The organism is Pseudonocardia sp. Ae150A_Ps1 (assembly GCF_001932315.1).
Classification (GTDB): domain Bacteria; phylum Actinomycetota; class Actinomycetes; order Mycobacteriales; family Pseudonocardiaceae; genus Pseudonocardia.
This window is the reverse complement of sequence record NZ_MCIJ01000001.1, coordinates 498,995-518,824: the sequence shown is the minus strand read 5'-3', so window position 1 is coordinate 518,824 and position 19,830 is coordinate 498,995. Positions and strand designations below refer to the sequence as shown.

General features: G+C 73.7%; 16 protein-coding genes. 10 read left to right on the top strand and 6 right to left on the bottom strand.

Features of this window, described 5'->3' with window-relative positions:
• Nucleotides 1-12: 12 nt before the first annotated feature.
• Together Ae150APs1_RS02275 and Ae150APs1_RS02270 are read right to left on the bottom strand one after the other, a co-directional pair.
• Entirely contained in the window at nucleotides 13-1,536 is a 1,524-nt protein-coding gene (locus Ae150APs1_RS02275) for an amidohydrolase family protein (RefSeq protein WP_075295450.1), read from the bottom strand.
• Nucleotides 1,533-3,110, bottom strand: coding sequence for a phosphatase PAP2 family protein (locus Ae150APs1_RS02270; RefSeq protein ID WP_249266179.1), 1,578 nt, complete (start codon nucleotides 3,108-3,110; stop codon nucleotides 1,533-1,535). Before Ae150APs1_RS02270 ends, Ae150APs1_RS02275 begins: the two co-directional genes overlap by 4 nt.
• Before the next feature lie 42 nt (nucleotides 3,111-3,152).
• Here Ae150APs1_RS02270 and pafA point away from each other — a divergent pair, with 42 nt between their 5' ends.
• Entirely contained in the window at nucleotides 3,153-4,514 is a 1,362-nt protein-coding gene (gene pafA / locus Ae150APs1_RS02265; protein WP_075295444.1) for a Pup--protein ligase, read from the top strand.
• 49 nt (nucleotides 4,515-4,563) lie between these two features.
• Here the strand turns inward: pafA and glsA (Ae150APs1_RS02260) are convergent, their stop codons facing one another.
• The 3 genes from glsA (Ae150APs1_RS02260) to Ae150APs1_RS02250 all read right to left on the bottom strand — a co-directional run bounded on the left by glsA (Ae150APs1_RS02260) (nucleotide 4,564) and on the right by Ae150APs1_RS02250 (nucleotide 6,981).
• On the bottom strand, nucleotides 4,564-5,562 hold the full coding sequence (glsA, locus tag Ae150APs1_RS02260; RefSeq protein WP_075295441.1) for a glutaminase A: 999 nt from the start codon (nucleotides 5,560-5,562) through the stop codon (nucleotides 4,564-4,566).
• 44 nt (nucleotides 5,563-5,606) lie between these two features.
• Nucleotides 5,607-6,653, bottom strand: coding sequence for a glutaminase A (glsA, locus tag Ae150APs1_RS02255; protein WP_010242436.1), 1,047 nt, complete (start codon nucleotides 6,651-6,653; stop codon nucleotides 5,607-5,609).
• Between the two features lie 88 nt (nucleotides 6,654-6,741).
• A complete protein-coding gene (locus tag Ae150APs1_RS02250; RefSeq protein WP_029240044.1) occupies nucleotides 6,742-6,981 on the bottom strand; it encodes a hypothetical protein in 240 nt (79 codons plus the stop codon).
• A gap of 175 nt (nucleotides 6,982-7,156) precedes the next feature.
• On the opposite strand from Ae150APs1_RS02250, the gene Ae150APs1_RS02245 reads away from it, so the two are divergent.
• The 5 genes from Ae150APs1_RS02245 to pyrH all read left to right on the top strand — a co-directional run bounded on the left by Ae150APs1_RS02245 (nucleotide 7,157) and on the right by pyrH (nucleotide 11,678).
• On the top strand, nucleotides 7,157-8,143 hold the full coding sequence (locus tag Ae150APs1_RS02245; protein ID WP_075295439.1) for a WYL domain-containing protein: 987 nt from the start codon (nucleotides 7,157-7,159) through the stop codon (nucleotides 8,141-8,143).
• Nucleotides 8,140-9,201 carry a YafY family protein gene (locus tag Ae150APs1_RS02240; protein WP_075295437.1) on the top strand — a complete coding sequence of 354 codons (1,062 nt, stop codon included), beginning with the start codon at nucleotides 8,140-8,142 and terminating at the stop codon, nucleotides 9,199-9,201. Before Ae150APs1_RS02245 ends, Ae150APs1_RS02240 begins: the two co-directional genes overlap by 4 nt.
• 199 nt (nucleotides 9,202-9,400) lie before the next feature.
• Entirely contained in the window at nucleotides 9,401-9,694 is a 294-nt protein-coding gene (tatA, locus tag Ae150APs1_RS02235; RefSeq protein ID WP_075295434.1) for a Sec-independent protein translocase subunit TatA, read from the top strand.
• Nucleotides 9,695-9,707: 13 nt separating this feature from the next.
• A complete protein-coding gene (gene tatC / locus Ae150APs1_RS02230) occupies nucleotides 9,708-10,802 on the top strand; it encodes a twin-arginine translocase subunit TatC (protein ID WP_249266178.1) in 1,095 nt (364 codons plus the stop codon).
• A 135-nt stretch (nucleotides 10,803-10,937) separates the two neighbouring features.
• Nucleotides 10,938-11,678 (top strand): UMP kinase, encoded by a 741-nt coding sequence (gene pyrH / locus Ae150APs1_RS02225; RefSeq protein WP_010235247.1) that lies wholly within the window; start codon nucleotides 10,938-10,940, stop codon nucleotides 11,676-11,678.
• 27 nt (nucleotides 11,679-11,705) lie between these two features.
• Here pyrH and Ae150APs1_RS02220 read toward each other — a convergent pair whose 3' ends face one another.
• Entirely contained in the window at nucleotides 11,706-12,542 is an 837-nt protein-coding gene (locus tag Ae150APs1_RS02220) for a siderophore-interacting protein (RefSeq protein ID WP_060575943.1), read from the bottom strand.
• A 248-nt stretch (nucleotides 12,543-12,790) separates the two neighbouring features.
• Here Ae150APs1_RS02220 and Ae150APs1_RS02215 point away from each other — a divergent pair, with 248 nt between their 5' ends.
• The 4 genes from Ae150APs1_RS02215 (at nucleotide 12,791) to ctaD (ending at nucleotide 19,827) form a co-directional block, all read left to right on the top strand.
• Entirely contained in the window at nucleotides 12,791-15,709 is a 2,919-nt protein-coding gene (locus Ae150APs1_RS02215; RefSeq protein ID WP_075295432.1) for a DEAD/DEAH box helicase, read from the top strand.
• A 37-nt stretch (nucleotides 15,710-15,746) separates the two neighbouring features.
• Nucleotides 15,747-16,703 (top strand): DUF4333 domain-containing protein, encoded by a 957-nt coding sequence (locus Ae150APs1_RS34155; RefSeq protein ID WP_139320368.1) that lies wholly within the window; start codon nucleotides 15,747-15,749, stop codon nucleotides 16,701-16,703.
• Between the two features lie 49 nt (nucleotides 16,704-16,752).
• Nucleotides 16,753-17,967: a GNAT family N-acetyltransferase gene (locus tag Ae150APs1_RS02205; protein ID WP_075295428.1), complete on the top strand. Its 1,215-nt coding sequence runs from the start codon at nucleotides 16,753-16,755 to the stop codon at nucleotides 17,965-17,967.
• A gap of 132 nt (nucleotides 17,968-18,099) precedes the next feature.
• Complete coding sequence (ctaD, locus tag Ae150APs1_RS02200; RefSeq protein ID WP_075295427.1) at nucleotides 18,100-19,827, top strand: cytochrome c oxidase subunit I; 1,728 nt, start codon at nucleotides 18,100-18,102, stop codon at nucleotides 19,825-19,827.
• Nucleotides 19,828-19,830 lie beyond the last annotated feature (3 nt).

Below are 19,830 nucleotides of genomic sequence, written 5' to 3'. Positions count from 1 at the left end.
CCACGGCGCACCTCAGACGCCGTCCCGGTGTGTCCACCGGCCGCCGACGAGCGTCCCCGCGACCGGCATCGCGCGCAGGACGGCCGGGTCGCAGGTGACCGGATCGGCGTCGGTCAGCACCAGGTCGGCGCGGACGCCCTCGGCGACCCGGGCCGTCGAGCCGCCGACCACGCCGAACGACGCGCCGAGTGCGACGGCCCGGTCGAGCTCCTGCTCCGGGTGCCACCGCTCCCGGCCGTCGGCGGAGCGGTGCACGGCCGCGGCGAGCGCGACCCACGGGTCGAGCGGGGCCACCGGGGCGTCCGAGCCGAGCGCCAGCCGGGCCCCGGTGCCGTGCAGCGACGCGAACGCAAACGCGCGCCCCGTCCGGCCCGCCCAGAGCCGGTCGGCGACGTCGCGGTCGTCCAGCGCGTGCTCGGGCTGCACGCTGGCCACCAGGCCGAGTGCGGCGAAGCGGGGCACGTCGTCGCCGGTGAGCAGCTGGGCGTGCTCGATCCGCCCGCGCGCCCCGGTGGCGGCGAACGCGTCCAGCACCAGGGTGTTCGCGTGGTCGCCGATGGCGTGCAGCGCGGCCTCCAGGCCGGCGTCGTGCGCCCGGGCCAGCAGCGGGCGGAGCTCGTCCGGCGGGACGAGCAGCAGCCCGCACGGGTTGTCGATCAGTGCGCCCGGCGGCGCCGGGTACGGGTCGTAGCAGTACGCGGTGCGGGTGTTCAGCGATCCGTCGGTGATCACCTTGAGCGGGCCGGCGGTGAGCAGGCCGTCGCACCCGTCGACGGCGTCGCCGGTGCGCAGCCCGGTCGCGACGAGGTCGTCGAGCCGGTCCGGCCACACCGACGCCTCGACCCGCAGCCCGGTCGCGCCCGCGGCGATGCGGCGCCGCCAGTCCGGTAGCGACCACGGTGCCTCGAAGTCGACGATCCCGACGACACCCCGGGCCGACGCGGCGGCCGCCGCGTCGGCGACGAACCCGTCGAGCGTCTCGTCGGGGACGTCCTGCAACGCGACCGTGACCGCGAAGAACTCCGACTCGCGGATCCGGCCGGTCGGGTGCCCGTGGTGCCCGAACCGGTCCAGTGCCGGCCCGTTCAGCCAGCCCTGGTGCAGATCACCCGACACCAGGACGACCGGGACGTCGCCCGCGAGCGGGTCCAGCAGGTCGCGGTGCGCCTCGTCCGGCCACAGCGAGTCCCGGAACCCGAACCCGACCAGGGCCTCGCCCGGCGCGGGCGGGGCCTGCGCGAGGCGCTCCGCGACGAGCGCGGCGCACTCCGCGGCCGACCGGGCGCCGGAGACGTCGAGCCGGCGGCGGGCCAGCGCCCACTGCGCCATGTGCACGTGGTGGTCCCACAGGCCGGGCAGCAGTGCGCGCCCGTCGCCGTCGACGACCTCCGCCCCGCCGGGATCGAGCCCGGGCCCGATCGCGGCGACGCGGTGCCCGGACACGAGCACGTCGACCGGCTCCCCGAGCCCGGTGCGGTCCGCGGCGAGCGGGCGCACCGACCGCAGCAGGGTGCGCCCGCCCCCGGCGGCGCTCATCCCTGGAAGGGCCGGTCGCGGCCGGTCCAGCGCTCCTCGTCGCGGCGGTAGACCGGGATCGGGCGCTCGGCGACCCGGAACGTGTACCGGCCGGCCTCCTCGACGACCTCACCGTCGGTGGCGAGCACGCTCGGCTCCAGGAGCTCGACGTCGACCCGCGGCACCTCACGCTGGTGGTAGACGCGGCTGTGGCCGAGCGCGCCGAGGATCAGCGCGATCACCACGCGCAGCCGGGAGAACCGCACGTCGGCGCGCAGCCAGCGGACGTCGAGCAGGCCGGAGTCCAGCGTCGGCCGCCACGCCGGCACCGCGCCGCGCGGGTAGTACGGGCCGTTGCCGACGAACAGGAACCAGACCTTGTACCAGCGGTCTTCGATCTTCACCGAGATCTTCTCGGACCGCCGCAGCACGGTGATCAGGGCCGCGGCGAAGGCGGGCCACTTGCCGTAGCGCGGCTGCCACTGCTCGCGCAGCCGCACCAGCTCCGGGTAGGAGCCGATCGAGGCCGTGTTGATGAAGTAGCGGGTCCGGGTGACGGAGATGTCCTCCGGGTCGTCCAGCCGCCCGGGGTGGGCCTCGACCAGGGCCAGGTCCACGGCGACGGCCTCACCGGCCTGCGTGGCGTCGACGGCCTCCTGGGTGTCGTAGACGCCGACGTCACGGGCGAAGTGGTTGAGCGTCCCGCCCGGGACGACGACCAGCGGCAGCCCGTGCCGGTCCGCGACCGACGCCGCGGTCGCCACCGTGCCGTCGCCGCCCGCGACGCCGACCGCGCGCACCCACTGCCCGCGCTGCGCGATCGCGTCCTCCAGCATGTCCTCGACCTTGATCCCGTCGCCGACGACGAGATGGTGCGCGGCCGGGAGACGCTCCCGGACCTCGTCGGACACGTCGTGGTCCGGCGGCCCGGAGAACGGGTTGGACACGATCACCAGGCCCTCGCCCTGCGGCAGCTCCGGCACGGTGTCGATCGGCCGCGCCCTGGCCTCGTCGCTGGGGCGGACCGGCCACCAGCGGCGGGTCAGCTGTGCCACCGCGGTCCCGACGGCGGCCCCGGCCACCACGTCGGAGGTCCAGTGCACGCCGACGTGCACCCGCGACCAGCCGACGATCGCGGCCAGCGGCACGACGACCGGCGCCGCCCGCCGGTTCTCCATGACCACGGCCGTCGCGAACGCGGCCGCGGAGGCGGCGTGCCCGGACGGGAACGACGACGAGGACGGCGGGTCGGCCACCGTCCGGAACGCGGGCAGCTCCGCCGCGGCCGGACGCCGGCGCGGCAGCAGCGGCTTCAGCAGCGCGTTCGCGGTGAGGCTGGTCAGCACGATCGACGCGACACCCCGCATGGCCGCCTGGCGCCCGGCACCCCGCCGGACGGCGAGGATCCCCGCGATCGCGAACCAGAGCACGCTGTGGTCGGCCGTCCGGGTGAGCCGCCGCAGCGTCCGGTCCACCCGGCTGGGTGGCCTGCCCGCCACGAAGTCGGTGATGGACCGGTCCACCTGCGAGACGGTGTCGATCCCCCCGTCCACTCGTCGGGACCGCCGTGCGACGCGCTCGAACCATCCGCTCACAACCGTGACGGTAGAGGGGGTCCAACGCCTACCCTGAACCCCATGCAGCGTCGGATCTTCGGGGTCGAGACGGAGTTCGGTGTCACGTGCACCTTCCACGGGCAGCGCCGGCTGTCCCCGGACGAGGTGGCGCGCTACCTCTTCCGGCGGGTGGTGTCGTGGGGCCGGTCCTCCAACGTCTTCCTCCGCAACGGTGCCCGCCTCTACCTCGACGTCGGATCCCACCCCGAGTACGCCACCGCCGAGTGCGACTCGCTGACCCAGCTCGTCGCCCACGACAAGGCGGGCGAGCGCATCCTCGAGGACCTGCTCGTCGACGCCGAGCGCCGGCTCGTCGACGAGGGCATCGGCGGGGACATCTACCTGTTCAAGAACAACACCGACTCGGCGGGCAACTCCTACGGCTGCCACGAGAACTACCTCGTCGCGCGGCAGGGCGAGTTCTCCCGGATCGTCGACGTGCTGCTCCCGTTCCTGGTCACCCGCCAGCTGATCTGCGGCGCGGGCAAGGTCCTGCAGACCCCGCGCGGCGCGGTGTACTGCCTGTCCCAGCGGGCCGAGCACATCTGGGAGGGCGTCTCCTCGGCGACCACCCGGTCCCGGCCGATCATCAACACCCGCGACGAGCCGCACGCCGACGCCGAGCGCTACCGACGGCTGCACGTCATCGTCGGCGACTCGAACATGTCCGAGGTGACGACCCTGCTGAAGGTGGGGACGGCCACGCTCGTGCTGGAGATGATCGAGGCCGGCGTCCAGTTCCGGGACTTCACCCTGGACAACCCGATCCGGGCGATCCGCGAGATCAGCCACGACCTCACCGGGCGGCGCCCGGTCCGCATGGCGGGCGGCCGCGAGGCGAGCGCGCTGGACATCCAGCGCGAGTACCACGCCCGGGCCGTGGAGTTCCTGCAGAGCCGCGGGCACGAGGACAAGGTGATGGAGCGCGTCGTCGAGCTGTGGGGGCGCACCCTCGACGCCGTCGAGTCGCAGAACCTGTCGCTCATCGACCGCGAGATCGACTGGGCGATCAAGCACCGGCTCGTCGAGCGGTACCGGGAGAAGCACGACCTGGAGCTGTCCAGCGCCCGGATCGCCCAGCTCGACCTGGCCTACCACGACGTCCGGCGCGGCCGCGGGCTGTTCGACATGCTGCAGCGCAAGGACCTCGTCGACCGGGTCACCGACGACGGCGAGATCGAGGCCGCGAAGGACACCCCGCCGCAGTCCACCCGGGCGAAGCTGCGCGGCGACTTCATCGCCGCCGCCCAGGCCGCCGGCCGGGACTTCACCGTCGACTGGGTGCACCTGAAGCTGAACGACCAGGCGCAGCGGACCGTGCTGTGCAAGGACCCGTTCCGCGCCGTCGACGAGCGGGTGGACCGGCTGATCGCCTCGCTCTAGGTCGTGGGTGGTCGTCGCGGCCGGAACCGCGACGACCACCCACGAGCCGTCAGCCCTCCGGCTGCGCGACCCGGCCGAACCGCGACTCCGCCGGATCGGCGAACACGTGCAGCCCGAACCGCCGCGAGAGCTCCCGGCAGACCGCGACGCCGCGGACCGAGTTGCCGTGCCGGTCGAGGCCCGGCGAGTAGACGCCGAGACCGAACCAGCGCGGCAGCACGCCCATGATGCCGCCGGACACGCCGCTCTTGGCCGGGATGCCGACGTCGTGGGCCCACTCGCCGGCGGCGTCGTACATGCCGCACATGCTCGTCACGCTCACCACCGTGCGCAGGTGCTCCCGCGGCAGCGCCCGCCGGCCGGTCACCGGGTTGCGGCCGCCGTTCGCGAGGGTCGCCCCCATCAGCGACAGCTCCGGGGCGGTCACCGCGATCGAGCAGGCCGCCAGGTAGACGTAGAGGTTGTCGTCGATGTCGCCGTGCAGCATGCCCAGGCTGCGCATCAGGTAGCTCAGCCCGAGGTTGCGGTCGTTGGAGACCAGCTGCTCGTCGAGGATCTTCTGGTCGACGACCAGGTCCGGGTTCCCGGTGTAGTCGCGGTTGCGCTCCAGCAGCCGCTCGACCTTCTCCTCCTTGGTGGCCCCCTTGACGAGGTTCGCCGCGACCAGGGCACCCGCGTTGATCATGGGGTTGAACGGCCGGTGGTGGACCTGGTCGAAGGTGATCGAGTTGAACGGGTCGCCGGAGGGCTCGACGCCGACCCGGCGCAACGTCTCGTCCAGCCCGTTGTCCTCGAGCGCGAGACCGTAGGTGAAGACCTTCGAGATCGAGTGCAGCGGGAAGCGGATCCCGCAGTCGCCGACCTCCCACCGGGTGCCGTCGACGTTCGTCCCGGCGAGCCCGAACTCGTCGGCGCGGCTCTCCATCTCGGGCGGGTAGTAGCTGACGATCTCCTCGCCGGGCAGCAGGCTCCCGCCACCCGCCGAGCACGTGTTGCGGAGGTCCTCGAGCTGCTCCTGCACCAGCTCCCGTTCGGCCTGGGCGACCATCGGTGTCCCTTTCGTCGACGATGTCCGCTGGAGAACCTACGACGTCACAGACCCTCGGGGAGCCAACCGTCACCCGAGGGGTACATCTCGGTGGCGTCGTCGCGGCGGGCGGGCCGGACGATCCGGCCCAGCCGCGACTCCGACGGGTCCGCGAACACGTGCAGCCCGAACCGGTCCGACAACGCCCGGCACACCGCGACCCCGCGCGCCGAGTTGCCGTGCCGGTCGAGGCCGGGGGAGTAGACGCCGACGCCGATCGCGTCCGGGATGGACGCCAGGATCGCCCCGGACACGCTGGACTTCGCCGGGATGCCGACGTCGTAGGCCCACTGGCCCGCGGCGTCGTACATGCCGCACATGCTCATCACGCTGAGGACGTCGCGGGTGTAGGTGCGGGGCAGCGCCGGGACGCCGGTGAAGGGGTTCGCCCCGCCCCGCGCGACCGTCGCGGCCATCGTGGACAGCTCGACGGCGGTCACCGTGACCGAGCAGGCCGCGAGGTAGACGTAGAGGTTGTCCTCGATGTTGCCGTGCAGCATGCCCAGGCTGCGCATCAGGTAGCTCAGCGACACGTTGCGGTCGTTGGACACGAGCTGCTCGGCGAGGACGTCCTCGTCGACGGCGAGGTCCGGGTTGCCCGAGTAGATCCGCAGCCGGGTGAGCAGCCGCTCGACCTTCTCCTCCTTCGTCGCCCCGTGCACCAGGTTCGCCGCCACCAGCGCACCCGCGTTGATCATGGGGTTGAACGGGCGGTTGTTGACGTCGTCGAAGGAGATCGAGTTGAACGGGTCGCCGGACGGCTCGACCCCGACCCGCAGCAGGACGTCCTCGCGGCCGTTGTCCTCGAGCGCGAGGCCGTAGGTGAAGACCTTCGAGATGGAGTGCAGCGGGAAACGGGCCTCGGCGTCGCCGACCTGCCACTGGGTGCCGTCGACGTCGGTCGCGGCCAGCCCGAACAGGTTCGACTGCGCGGCCATGGACGGTGGGTAGTAGGCGACGACGCGGTTGTCCGGGATGCCGCCGGGACGCCCGATGACCTGGTGCAGCTCCTCGAGCTGCTCCTGCACGATCTCGCGCTCGGTCTGCTCCATGTCCCGCCCCCTCCGCCGTCTCGGCGCGGGGCCGGTGGACCGCCGCGACCCGGGTGTGCGCAGCGGAACCTAGATCACGGGGACGGGGTCACTCGATCCCGGGCATGATCCGGCGCCGGAGTTCGGCCAGCTCGTCCTGGACGTCCGGATCGGCGGGGCCCGCCTTCTCCGGTGCCGGGGCGATGCCCATCGAGCGCAGCAGCCCGGTGGCCGCGGCCGCCGGGTCGCCCGCCTCGCCCAGCACCGGGTGCAGTCCCTCGTCGGCGAGATGGTGGAACACGAGGTTCACCACGGTCCACGGGTTGAAGGTCTCCTGCTCTGCCGTCATCTCGCCCACCTCCACGCACACCCGCGCGGCCGCGGTGCCACGCCGTCCGGTGAGCCTTTCCCCGGCTGCGCCGGGCGTCAACGGGGGTGTCGCAGGATGAGACGGGCGCAGTGGCCGGTGCCGGTCCGCGCGGGGCGCACGGCCGGGCGCCGGGCCCCTGGCTACGATGCCTCTCGTGTCCTCCGCCCGCGCCGAGCGACTGGTGAACCTGGTCCTCTGCCTGATGTCGACGCGGCAGTACCTGACCGCCGAGCGGATCCGCGCGACCGTGCCCGGTTACGCCGAGGCCGCGGGTGACGAGGCGTTCTTCCGGATGTTCGAACGGGACAAGGCCGAGCTGCGCGAACTGGGCGTCCCGCTGGAGACCGGCCACAACTCGGTGTTCGACACCGTCGAGGGCTACCGGATCGCCCGCGCCGACTACGAGCTGGGCGAGATCGAGCTGGAGCCCGACGAGGCGACCGCCGTCGCCCTCGCCGGGAACTTGTGGGACTCACCGGACCTCGCCGGCGCGGCGCACGGGGCCCTGGTGAAGCTGCGCGCGGCCGGTGTGGAGGTCGCCGAGACCCCCGCCACCGTCCGGCCCGGCCCGCACGCCGGGGAACCGGCGTTGGCCCCGCTGCTGGCCGCGACCCGCGCCGGGCAGGTCGTGGTCTTCGACCACCGGCGCGGCGGCCCGGCCGACCCGCCGTCGCGACGGACCGTCGAGCCGTGGGGCGTGGTGTCCTACCGCGGCCGCTGGTACCTCGTCGGCCGCGACCGCGACCGCGACGCGGTCCGCTGCTTCCGGCTGTCCCGCATCACCGGTGCGGTCCGCGGGACCGGGCCGGAGGGCGCGGTCCGGGTCCCCGACGGCGTCGACCTGCGCGGCATCGTGCGCTCCTCCGCGGGCCCCGGGCCGGTGACCGGCACGGCGCGGGTCTGGGTCGCTGAGGGCCGGGCGGCCGGGCTGCGCCGCATCGGGCGCGAGCGGGGCCCGCACGAGCACCGCGGACGGCCGGGGGTGCTGATCGAGATCGACCTCCGTGACCGGTCGGTCGTCGCCCGGTGGCTGGCCGGGCACGGCCCGGACGTCGCCGTCCTCGACCCGCCGGAGCTCGCCGTCGCCGTGCGGGAGCTGTGGGCGGGCGCCGCCGACCTCGCCGTGGACCGGGCCCGGTGAGCCGCCAGGGGGTCGCGCAGCGGCTGCCCCGGCTGCTGTCGCTGGTGCCGTACCTGCGGGCGCACCCGGGCGTGCCGGTCGCGGAGGCGGCCGCCGACTTCGGCGTCGACGAGAAGCAGCTGCGCAAGGACCTCGAGCTGCTGTGGATGTGCGGGCTGCCCGGCTACGGGCCCGGCGACCTGGTGGACCTGTCGTTCGCCGGGGACACCGTCGACGTCGTGTTCGACGCCGGCCTCACCCGTCCGCTGCGGCTGACCACCAGCGAGGCGACCGCGCTGCTGGTGGCGCTGCGGATGCTGCACCAGTCGCCAGGCGTCGTCGACTCCGACGCCGTCGCGCGCGCCATCGGCAAGATCGAGGCCGCGGTCGGCACGGCCGGGGAACAGGCCGGGACCGGGGGCCTCGACGGGCTGGTCGCCGTGGAGTCGGGCCCGGGGGAGCGGGAGTCCACGGCCGTCGTCCGGCGGGCGCTGGACCGCGGGCGCGCGCTGCGGATCGTGTACTTCACAGCGGGCCGGGACGCGGTGTCGCGGCGCGACGTGGACCCGATGCGTCTGGTGGTCGCCGAGGGGCGGAGCTACCTCGAGGCGTGGTGCCGCCGGGCCGGGGGAGTGCGGATGTTCCGGCTGGACCGGGTCGAACAGGCCGAGGAGCTCGGCGAGCCGTCCCGGCCGCACCCTGACGCGGAACCCACCGACGTCTCGCACGGGCTCTTCGGGCGCCGTGAGGGGCAGCGGCACGCCGTGCTCGAGCTGGAGCCCGAGGCGCACTGGGTCGCCGAGTACTACCCGGTCGACGACGTCCGCGTCCCCGGGGCCGGTGACACCGAGGGCGACCCGCCACCCGGCACCGCGCCCCGAGGCGTCCCGCAGGCCGACGGTGGTGACCCCGCCCCGGCCGGCCGGCTGCGGGTGCTGCTGCGGTTCGCCGACCCGGACTGGCTGGTGCGGCTCGTGCTGGGACTCGGGGGTGCCGCGCGGATCGTCGAGCCGGCCGAGCTGGCCGGCGTGGTCCGGGCCCGGGCCCGTGAGGCACTGCAGGTCAGCGACGGAACGTGACCGGTCTGCCACGCTCGGCCACCCTCGGCGACCGGACGCCGGGCGGACCGGCGGCAGGGTGACGCGGCGGACGGCGCGGTGAACGGCCCGGTGAACAGCGGGTGAGCACCCAGCCGTCCCGTACCGGGTGCACAGGGACCGCACAGGGGCCGTGCGTAGACTCGGTCACGTACCGGCGGATCGACGGAGGGTTTGTCCCATGCCCGGTGGCTACGAATGGCTGATCATCATCGCCGTGCTGCTGCTGTTGTTCGGCGCGAAGAAGCTGCCCGAGATGGCGCGTTCGGTCGGTCAGTCCGCCCGTGTGTTCAAGGGCGAGATGAAGGGCCTGAAGGACGACGACGCCACGTCGAAGGCCGCGCAGGGCGACAAGGCCGCGCCGCAGGAGAAGGCCGCTCCGCAGGAGCTGCCCGCCACGCCGCAGGCCACGACCGAGCCCGCTCCGCAGGCGCAGCAGGCCCCGTCGCCGCAGGACCGCGGCACCGCGGGCTGAGGTCGCCGGCACCGTGAAGTCCCCGTTCCGTCGGAAGCGCAGGCTCAACCCCGACGGGACCATGACCCTCGTCGAGCATCTCTACGAGCTGCGCAACCGGCTCGGCGTCTCGCTCGCCGCGATCGCGGCGACGACGGTGTTCGGCTACATCTGGTTCGAGGTCTCGTTCTTCGGCTGGCCCAGCCTCGGCGAGCTGCTCAAGGACCCGTACTGCTCGTTGCCCGCGTCGTCGCGTGCCTCGTTCAACGCCGACCCGAACTCGTGCACCCTCCTCGGCACGACGCCGTTCGACCAGTTCATGCTGCGGCTGAAGGTGGGTGCGACCGCCGGGGTGATCCTGGCCTGCCCCATCTGGCTGTACCAGTTCTGGGGCTTCATCACGCCGGGTCTGGTGAAGAAGGAGCGGCGCTACGCGCTGAGCTTCGTCTCGGTCGCCGCGATCCTGTTCGTCGCGGGCGCGGTGCTCGCCTACCTGATCATCCCGCAGGCCCTCGGTTTCCTGCTGACGATCGGTAGCGAGATCCAGACGACCGCACTGACCGGCGCGTCGTACTTCTCGCTCGTCGTCAACCTGATCGTGATCTTCGGGGTCAGCTTCCTGATCCCGCTGCTGGTCGTGGCCCTCAACGGGGCCGGGATCGTCAGCTACCAGATGCTGAAGAAGTCACGCCGCGGCCTGATCTTCGGGCTGTTCGTCTTCGCGGCGATCGCGACGCCCGGCCAGGACCCGATCTCCATGATCGCGCTGGCCATGGCGCTGACCCTGCTGTTCGAGGGTGCGATCCAGGTCTGCCGGATCTCCGACCGGCGACGGGAGCGGCGCCGCGCGGCCGAGGGCTGGGAGTCCTGGGACCCGGACAGCCCGTCGCCGCTCGACACCTCGCCGTCCCGGATCGACGGGCCCTCGGACCTCGGCGGGCCGTCGCGGATCGAGGAGCCCGCAGCGGTCGGGGAGTCGTCCCCGGCCGGCGCCGGTCCGGCCGCGCCCGCGGTGATCGGCCGGGCGTCCGCGCGTCCCACGTCGGCGGGCCCGCCCGCGTCGCCGCCGCCGGCGCCGTCCGCACCGCCGGAGCGCCCCGCGGGCGACTCCTTCGACGACATCACCTGACCGGCGTGCCGGCCGGCGCCGAGCGGCGCCGGCCGGTCCCGGGAGACCCTGTCCCCCCACGGCGCCGGGTGCGGCCGTACGCTCTCTCCCCGGGTCCGGAACGGGCAGTACAGGCGAGGAGTTGGGTCGGGGCGCATGAAGTACAACCGGGTGGTCATCAAGCTCAGCGGCCAGGCGATGGCCGGTGACGACGGCTTCGGGTTCGACGCGAAGGCCCTCGCCCACCTGGCCGCGCAGATCCGTCAGGTGCGCGAGCTCGGGGTGCAGATCGCCGTCGTGGTCGGGGGCGGGAACGTCTTCCGCGGGAACCGCTCCGACTCGTGGGGCATCGACCGGGTCGAGGCCGACAACATCGGCATGCTCGGCACGGTGATCAACAGCCTGCTGCTGCGCGGCAAGCTCTCCGCGAGCGGCGAGGACAACGTCCGGGTGATGACCGCGATCCCGATCAACGCGGTCGCCGAGCCCTTCCTGAGGCTGCGCGCGAAGCGCCACCTCGACAAGGACGCCATCCTGATCTTCTCCGGTGGCAACGGCCAGCCGTTCATCACCACCGACTACCCGAGCGTCCAGCGGGCGCTGGAGATCGGCGCCGACGCGCTGCTCGTCGCCAAGCACGGCGTCGACGGCGTCTACGACACCGACCCCCGCAAGAACCCCGACGCGCACCGCTACGAGCGGCTGCCCTACGACGAGGTGCTGTCCCGGCGGCTCGCGGTGATGGACCAGACGGCCTTCATCCTGGCCCGCGACCACGGCCTGCCGCTGCACGTGTTCGACATCGAGCGCGACGGTCTGATGGCCGCGATCTGCCGTGGTGAGCACCACGGCACGGAGATCAACTCCGACATCGTCGAGGCCGAGTTCGCCCGCTGAGCCGGGTACCGGCCACGCGGGCCGGGCTCACAGGAGCCCAACCCGCGCGAGCCGCTCCTCGAACAGGTCGCGGATCTCCTCCTCGTCGGAGCCGAGGCGCTGCGCCTCCGCGTAGAGCTGGGCGGTGTCCACACCGGAGTCGGCCTCACGACGCCGCCACGTGTCGGCGTCGACCCGCCAGTACCCGATGACGCCGTAGCCGGTGGCCGGCATCCCGAGCTCGTGGCGCAGGTACTTGCGGACCCCGCGGGTCGCGGCGACCTCGCCGGCGACGTAGACGTAGCCGGGCCCTTCCGGGAAGGAGAGGGCGGTCACGACCTCGTGCAGCACGCTCCCGGCACCGGCCAGCGCGGGGTTGTCGATCCAGCGCGTCTCGACGCCCAGGTCCCGCCGGTCCGCGGGGTCGGGGATCTCGACGATCGCCGTCGTCGTGACCCGGTCCGGCGACTCGGCCGCGATCCGGGTGATCGCCGGCAGCGCGGTGACGTCGCCGACCAGCAGCTGCCAGGCCGCGTCCTCCGGGCGCCGGAACCAGCTGTTGTGGTGGGTGATCCGCAGGCGGTCACCGACCCGCGCGCCGGCCGCCCACTCGCCGCCGACGCCACCGGCGTGCAGGACGATCTCGACGTCCATCTCCCGGGCCGCCGCGTCGAAGCGGCGCACGGTGTACCAGCGTCCGACGTCCGCCACGGGGTCCCCGCCGGTGCCGGGGACCGGGAAGTTGAACACACACCCCTCGTCGGGGACGCCGAGCGGCTCGAAGCCGTCGAGGCCCGGCCCGCCCACCGTCACGCGGACGAGGCTGGGGGACAGGCGGTCGACGGCGTGCACGTCGACGATCCGGTGGGCGATCTCCTTGGACATGTGCGGACCTTCTGCTCGCGCGGAGTGGACATGCGATCCGTGGTGGGAGACGCGTGGTCGGACGTTCGGACGTCGTCGATCAGTCTGTCCCGCCGACGCCCCGGCCGTCGAGGCGACTCCGCCGCCGACGGGGTGTGACCTGGCCCGTACCGCGGCGGGACGTGCCGGGAGGAGACGCGTCACACACGTCTGCGAGGCGGGTCACGGCGGGTGTGTGACAGCCTGGGGCGGTGAGTACCCGGTCAGGCGTGAGCGATCAGGCTCCCGATCCGGCCGCCGCCTACGCGGCGGCCAAGGCCCGCTCCGCACACCCCCGGCTGGCCGAGTTCACCGGCCTGCTGCCGTTCGACCTCGACGGCTTCCAGCGGGAGTCGTGCGAGGCGCTGGAGGAGGGCCACGGCGTCCTGCTGTGCGCCCCCACCGGCGCGGGCAAGACGGTCGCCGGCGAGTTCGCGGTGCACCTCGCGCTGTCCGAGGGCCGCAAGTGCTTCTACACGACGCCGATCAAGGCGCTCTCCAACCAGAAGTACGCCGACCTCGTCGACCGCTACGGCCCGGACGCCGTCGGCCTGCTCACCGGGGACACCGCCGTGAACGGCGACGCCCAGGTGGTCGTGATGACCACCGAGGTCCTCCGCAACATGATCTACGCCGACAGCGACAAGGCGGCGAACCGGCGGCTCGATCACCTCGGGTACGTCGTGATGGACGAGGTGCACTACCTCGCCGACCGGTTCCGCGGCGCGGTGTGGGAGGAGGTCATCCTCCAGCTGCCCGAGCACGTCGCCCTCGTCGGGCTGTCGGCGACGGTCAGCAATGCCGAGGAGTTCGGTGACTGGCTGATCGAGGTCCGCGGGGACACCCGGGTCGTCGTCGACGAGCACCGCCCGGTGCCGCTGTGGCAGCACATGATGGTCGGCAACCGGCTGTTCGACCTGTTCGGCGAGATCCGCCCGGAGGACCGGGACGCGCCGTCGCAGCTCGTCGTCGATCCCGACCTGGTGCGGCACACCCGGGAGATGCAGCGCCGGGACTCCGCCGGCTCCCGGGCCGCCGACCGGGCGGGCGACCGGGGCCCGCGCGGCCGCGGGCGTGGCGGGCCGCGGGACCGCGGCCGGACGCGCGGCGGGAAGCAGGACGCCACGGCCGTCGTCGGGCGGGGGCCGCGCCCCGGCGGGCCGTCCCGCGGCGGGTTCCGACCGCCGTCGCGGGTGCAGGTCATCGACCGGCTGGACCGCGAGGGCCTGCTGCCGGCGATCACCTTCGTGTTCTCCCGCGCCGGGTGCGACGCCGCCGTCGGCCAGTGCGTGCGGGCCGGCGTCCGGCTCACCGACCCGGACGACGTCGAGGAGATCCGCCGGATCGTCGAGAAGCACACCGGCGACCTGCCGCAGGCCGACCTCGGGGTGCTCGGCTACTGGGAGTGGCGCGAGGCCCTCGAACGCGGTGTCGCGGCGCACCACGCCGGCATGCTGCCCGCCTTCAAGGAGACCGTCGAGGAGCTGTTCGTCGCCGGGCTCGTCCGATGCGTGTTCGCCACCGAGACCCTGGCACTGGGCATCAACATGCCGGCCCGCACCGTCGTGCTGGAGCGGCTGGTCAAGTACAACGGCGAGGCGCACGTCGACCTGACCCCGGGGGAGTACACCCAGCTCACCGGCCGCGCCGGGCGGCGCGGGATCGACGTGGAGGGGCACGCCGTCGTCCTCTGGACGCCCGGCATGGACCCGGAGCAGGTCGCCGGGCTCGCCTCCACCCGCACCTACCCGCTGCGCAGCTCGTTCCGGCCGGTCTACAACATGTCGGTCAACCTGGTCGGCCGGCTCGGCACCGACGCCGCCCGCGAACTCCTGGAACGCTCGTTCGGGCAGTTCCAGGCCGACCGCTCGGTCGTCGGGCTCGCCCGGCGCATCGACCGCAACGCCGAGGCGCTGGCGGGCTACCGCGAGTCGATGACCTGCCACCTCGGCGACTTCGCCGAGTACGCGGACATGCGCCGGCGGATCACCGAGCGGGAGAAGTCGCTGCGCAGGCAGAACACCTCCGCCGCCCGCGACGAGACCACCGAGTCGCTACGCGAGCTGCGCCCCGGTGACGTCATCGGCATCCCGGCGGGCAAGCGGGCCGGGATCGCCGTGGTGCTCGACGCGGGCGTGGGGGCGTACTCGGCGAACGGCCGGGACCCCGAGCCGCGCCCGCTCGTCTGCACCGAGGACCGGTGGGCCGGGCGGTTGTCCGCGGCGGACTTCCCGGCGGCCGTCGAGGTACTGGGGCGGATCAGGATCCCGAAGCGGGTGGACCACCGGTCGCCGCAGGTCCGCCGGGACCTGGCGTCGTCGCTGCGCAACTCCCGGATCGTCCTACCGGACCCCGGCCGCCGCCGCAGGCACGGCGTGCAGGACGACCCGGAGCTCGTGACCCTGCGCCGGGCACTGCGCGCGCACCCCTGCCATGGTTGCGACGACCGCGAGGCGCACGCCCGCTGGGGCGAGCGTCACGCCCGCCTCGAACGCGAGACGGAGACGCTGCGGCAGAAGGTGCGCGCCACGACCCACTCGCTGGCGCGGTCGTTCGACCGGATCCGGGCGTTGCTCACCGAGCGCGGCTACCTCATGCCGGTCGCCGAGGTCGGCCCCGGTGACGACGAGGTCACCGACCACGGCCGCGTCCTCGCCCGGCTGTGGGGGGAGTCGGACCTGCTCGCCGCCGAGTGCCTGCGCCACGGCGCCTGGGAGGGGCTGGAGCCCGACGAGCTCGCCGCGGTGGCGTCCGCGCTGGTCTACGAGTCGCGCCGGGACGACGCCCCGATGCCGCGACTGCCGCAGGGCCCGGTCTCCGACGCCTGCGAGCGGACGGTGCGGATCTGGGAGGAGCTCGAGGCCGACCAGCGGCGGCACAAGGCCGAACGCACCCGCGCACCCGACCTGGCCTTCGCCTGGCCGATGCACCGCTGGGCGCGCGGGGAGTCCCTCGCACAGGTTCTGGAGGCCGCCGAGCGCAACGGGCACGAGCTGTCCGCCGGCGACTTCGTACGCTGGGCCCGGCAGGTCCTCGACCTGCTCGACCAGGTGGCCGGTGTCGCCGGCCGGTCGAGCGCGGTGGGGAAGGCCGCGCACCGGGCCTCCGGTGCGGTCCGGCGCGGCGTGGTCGCGGCCGGGATGGAATGACGTGCGAAACGACAAGCAGGACGGCGAGAGGTCGGCGATGAGCAACCCGCAGGGTCCGGACAGGCATCCCGAGGATGCCTCCGAGCGGACGGGGGAGCTGCCCGTGTGGGGCGGCCCTCCGCCGGGCGGGTGGGGCGCCGATCCGGAGTCGACGGGGGCCTGGTCCCCGGAGCAGGACGGGCGCGACGGCTGGGGCGGCGCGGGCGGTGCACCCGGCTGGGCCGACCGCGGCGCGGGCGACGCGGGCTGGGACCCGCGCACCGCGCGGCACGACGCGTCCCGTGACGCCGGACCCGGCGCCGACCCCGCCGCGACGGGGGCCTGGTCGCCGCAGGACACCGGGAGCTGGGACTCCCGGAGCCGGGACACCGGGAGCTGGGACACCGGCGGCCGGGACGACCGGGGCGCCGGGCAGGACACCCGCGGCGGTGCACACTCCGCGCCGCTGTGGGGCGACGAGGCCCCACCGGACCAGGGCGACACCTGGGCGGTGCCCACCGGCCGGCGCGGCGGCCGTCGTCGTGCACCGGAGGGACCGGCCGACGCCGTGCCCGCGGGCGCACCCCCGGCCGGGTACCCCGAGGAGCCGACCGTCGCGCAGCAGCCCGGCGACGGCGGTGGCTGGTCCGGCGCCGGGCCGGGTGCGGAGCCGTGGGCCCCGAGCGAGGCCGTGCGCGCGCCGGCCGGCAACGGGAAGAAGTGGGCCCTGGCCGGCGCCGGCGTGCTGCTGGTCGCGGTCCTGGCCGTCTCGGCGCTGGTGTGGCCGGCGTGGCTCCTGACGAGCCACCTCGACCAGACCGCGCTGCAGACCGGGGTCAACCAGGTCCTGACCGAGGACTACGGCCTCCAGGTCGGTGCCGTGCAGTGCCCCGACGACGTCGAGGTCTCGGCCGGCACGCAGTTCGCCTGTCAGGCCGTGGTCGACGGCGAGCAGGTCGAGGTGGCCGGCATCGTGACCTCCGACGAGGGCGACTACCAGGTGAACCGGGTCTGACCCGGAAAGCGATGGCGGCGCCGCCGCCGCGCGGGCAGGCTCGGCGGACGTGAGCGCAGAGCACGACGTCCGCACCCTGACCGATCCGGCGCAGCGGCGCGCCGCCTACGACCTGTTCCTGTCGACGCTGCACCGCGGCCCGGCCGGTGACGAGGCGTGGGAGGCGCACGGCCACGCCGGCGACGAGCACTGGCTGGGTGTCGTCGACACCGACGGCGAGATCGTCGGCAGCGCCAACTCGTTCCCGTCCCGCCTGACCCTCCCGGGCGGTGCCCGGGTCCCGGCCGCGGCGGTGAGCGGCGTCGGTGTCCGCGCCGACCGCACCCGTGCCGGCCGGCTGACGGCGCTGATGCGGGCCCAGCTGACCGCGGCCCGGGAGCGCGGCGACACCGTGACGGTCCTGCGCGCCAGCGAGGCGGCGATCTACGGCCGCTACGGCTACGGCGTCGCCTCCCGCGGCCAGCACGTGCGGGTCACCGCCCGCCCGGCCTGGCGCGCCGACGCCCCGGCCGGCGGCCGGGTTTGGCTCCTCGGCACCGCCGAGGCGGGCAAGGTCCTGCCGGACCTGCAGGAGCGCCTCGCCGCGGACCGGCCCGGCGGGATGACCCGCAACCCGCGCTGGTGGCGGCGCGCGATCGACCCGGGCGGCCCGTCCGCCGGGGAGTACAAGCAGATCGGGGTGCACACCGGCCCGGACGGTGACGACGGGTTCGCGATCTGGGGGATCTCCGAGGGCGAGCCCGGCGGGAACGACACGATCTCCGTCCAGCAGATGTGGGCCGGGTCGCCCGCGGCGACCGCCGGGCTGTGGCGGTTCCTCACCGGCGCCGACCTCAGCGACGCCGTGACCGCCTGGGCCCGCCCGCTGGACGAGGACCTCGACCTGCTCCTGACCGACGGCCGCACGCACCGGGTCACCGGCCGGTCCGACGACCTGTGGCTGCGGATCGTCGACGTCGGCGCGGCGCTGGCGGCGCGGGCTTGGGGATCCGGCGACCCGGTCGTCCTCCGGCTGCACGACCCCGTCCTCGACGACGCCGGTACCTGGCGGATCGGCCCCGGCGGTGTCCGCCCGGCCGGGGACGCGCTACCGGAGCTGGAGTGCGGCCTGGAGTCGCTCGCCCCCGCGTTCCTGGGGGACCGGACGCCGTCGGCGCTGGCCGCCGCCGGGCGCTGGACCGAGCACGTACCGGGTGCCGCGGTCCGGGCGGACGCGCTGTTCGCGGTGCCCGGACCCGCACCGTGGAGCGGCACCTTCTTCTGACCGGTCCCCGGGACCCTCGGCACGTGTGCGGCGGGCGGGACGCGCGTACTCTCGCCCGCCCACCAGGGCGGATGCACGACGCGGCTGCCGGTCCCGTCGTCCGCGCCCCGCCGGATCGCCGGGAGGTCCGCGATGACCCCGATCGTCCCCGTCCCGGTGCCGCGCAGGCCGAGCCCGACGGTGACCCCGCGGCGCCCCGGCAAGGGATCGGCGCTGACGAGGATGCTGAGCACGACCGACCCCAAGGACATCGCGATCCTGTACCTGGTCACGTCGTTCGCGTTCTTCATGGTGGGCGGGGCGATGGCGATGCTCATGCGCGCCGAGCTGGCGCGGCCCGAGCTGCAGTTCCTCTCCACCGAGCAGTACAACCAGCTGTTCACCATGCACGGCACGATCATGCTGCTGCTCTACGCGACACCGATCCTGTTCGGTTTCGCGAACTACATCGTCCCGCTGCAGATCGGCGCCCCGGACGTCGCGTTCCCGCGCCTGAACGCGTTCTCCTACTGGCTGTTCCTGTTCGGCGGGATCATCGTCGTGGCCGGTTTCCTGAGCCCCGGCGGCGCCGCCGACTTCGGCTGGTTCGCCTACACCCCGCTGTCCGGCGTGATCCACTCGCCCGGTCTCGGCGCGGACCTGTGGGCCACCGGCCTGATCGTGGCCGGGCTCGGCACGATCCTGGGCGCGGTCAACTTCGTCACGACGATCGTGGCCATGCGCGGTCCGGGCATGACGATGTTCCGGATGCCCATCCTGTGCTGGGCCGTCCTGGTCACCGCGATCCTGATCCTCATCGCGTTCCCGATCCTGACGTCGGCACTGTTCGCGCTCGAGGCCGACCGGCACCTCGGGGCGCACGTGTTCGACCCGGTCCACGGCGGCGTCGTCCTCTGGCAGCACCTGTTCTGGTTCTTCGGCCATCCCGAGGTCTACATCGTCGCGCTGCCGTTCTTCGGGATCATCTCCGAGGTCGTCCCGGTGTTCTCCCGCAAGCCGCTGTTCGGCTACAAGGGCATGGTCATGGCCAACGTCGCGATCGCGGCCCTGTCGGTGGTCGTGTGGGCGCACCACATGTTCGCGACCGGAGCGGTGCTGCTGGCGTTCTTCTCCTTCACCACGTTCCTCATCGCGATCCCGACCGGCATCAAGTTCGTCAACTGGATCGGGACCATGTGGCGGGGGAAGCTGACGTTCGAGACGCCGATGCTGTTCGCCGCCGGTTTCCTGATCACGTTCCTGTTCGGCGGCCTGACCGGCATCCTGCTCGCGATGCCGCCCGTGGACTTCCAGGTCTCGGACACCTACTTCGTCGTCGCCCACTTCCACTACGTGCTGTTCGGGACGATCGTCTTCGCCACCTACGCCGGCATCTACTTCTGGTTCCCGAAGATGACCGGCCGGATGATGGACGAGACCCTCGGCAGGATCCACTTCTGGCTGACCTTCATCGGCTTCCACCTGACGTTCCTGGTCCAGCACTGGCTCGGGAACGAGGGCATGCCGCGCCGCTACGCGGACTACCTGCCGACGGACGGGTTCACCGTCCTGAACACCCTCTCCTCGGTCGGGGCGTTCGTGCTCGGTGCCTCGACGCTGCCGTTCGTCTACAACGTCTTCCGGAGCTACCGGCACGGCCGTGTGGTGACCGTCGACGACCCGTGGGGCTTCGGCAACTCCCTGGAGTGGGCCACCTCCTGCCCGCCGCCACGCCACAACTTCACCGAGCTGCCCCGGATCCGTTCCGAGCGCCCGGCGTTCGACCTGCACTACCCGCACCTGGTCGAACGCGCCCGCGCGGAGGCGCACACGCCGCCGTCCGTCGCCACCCCGCGGGGCGACGCGGTGACCCGGCCCTGAGCG

Bases quoted from the DNA above. Each gene is read 5' to 3' on its own strand.
- Ae150APs1_RS02275 (WP_075295450.1), bottom strand. From the start codon at position 1,536: ATGAGCGCCGCCGGGGGCGGGCGCACCCTGCTGCGGTCGGTGCGCCCG.
- pafA (WP_075295444.1), top strand. From the start codon at position 3,153: ATGCAGCGTCGGATCTTCGGGGTCGAGACGGAGTTCGGTGTCACGTGC.
- glsA (WP_075295441.1), bottom strand. From the start codon at position 5,562: ATGGTCGCCCAGGCCGAACGGGAGCTGGTGCAGGAGCAGCTCGAGGAC.
- glsA (WP_010242436.1), bottom strand. From the start codon at position 6,653: ATGGAGCAGACCGAGCGCGAGATCGTGCAGGAGCAGCTCGAGGAGCTG.
- Ae150APs1_RS02250 (WP_029240044.1), bottom strand. From the start codon at position 6,981: ATGACGGCAGAGCAGGAGACCTTCAACCCGTGGACCGTGGTGAACCTC.
- tatA (WP_075295434.1), top strand. From the start codon at position 9,401: ATGCCCGGTGGCTACGAATGGCTGATCATCATCGCCGTGCTGCTGCTG.
- pyrH (WP_010235247.1), top strand. From the start codon at position 10,938: ATGAAGTACAACCGGGTGGTCATCAAGCTCAGCGGCCAGGCGATGGCC.
- Ae150APs1_RS02220 (WP_060575943.1), bottom strand. From the start codon at position 12,542: ATGTCCAAGGAGATCGCCCACCGGATCGTCGACGTGCACGCCGTCGAC.
- Ae150APs1_RS34155 (WP_139320368.1), top strand. From the start codon at position 15,747: ATGAGCAACCCGCAGGGTCCGGACAGGCATCCCGAGGATGCCTCCGAG.
- ctaD (WP_075295427.1), top strand. From the start codon at position 18,100: ATGACCCCGATCGTCCCCGTCCCGGTGCCGCGCAGGCCGAGCCCGACG.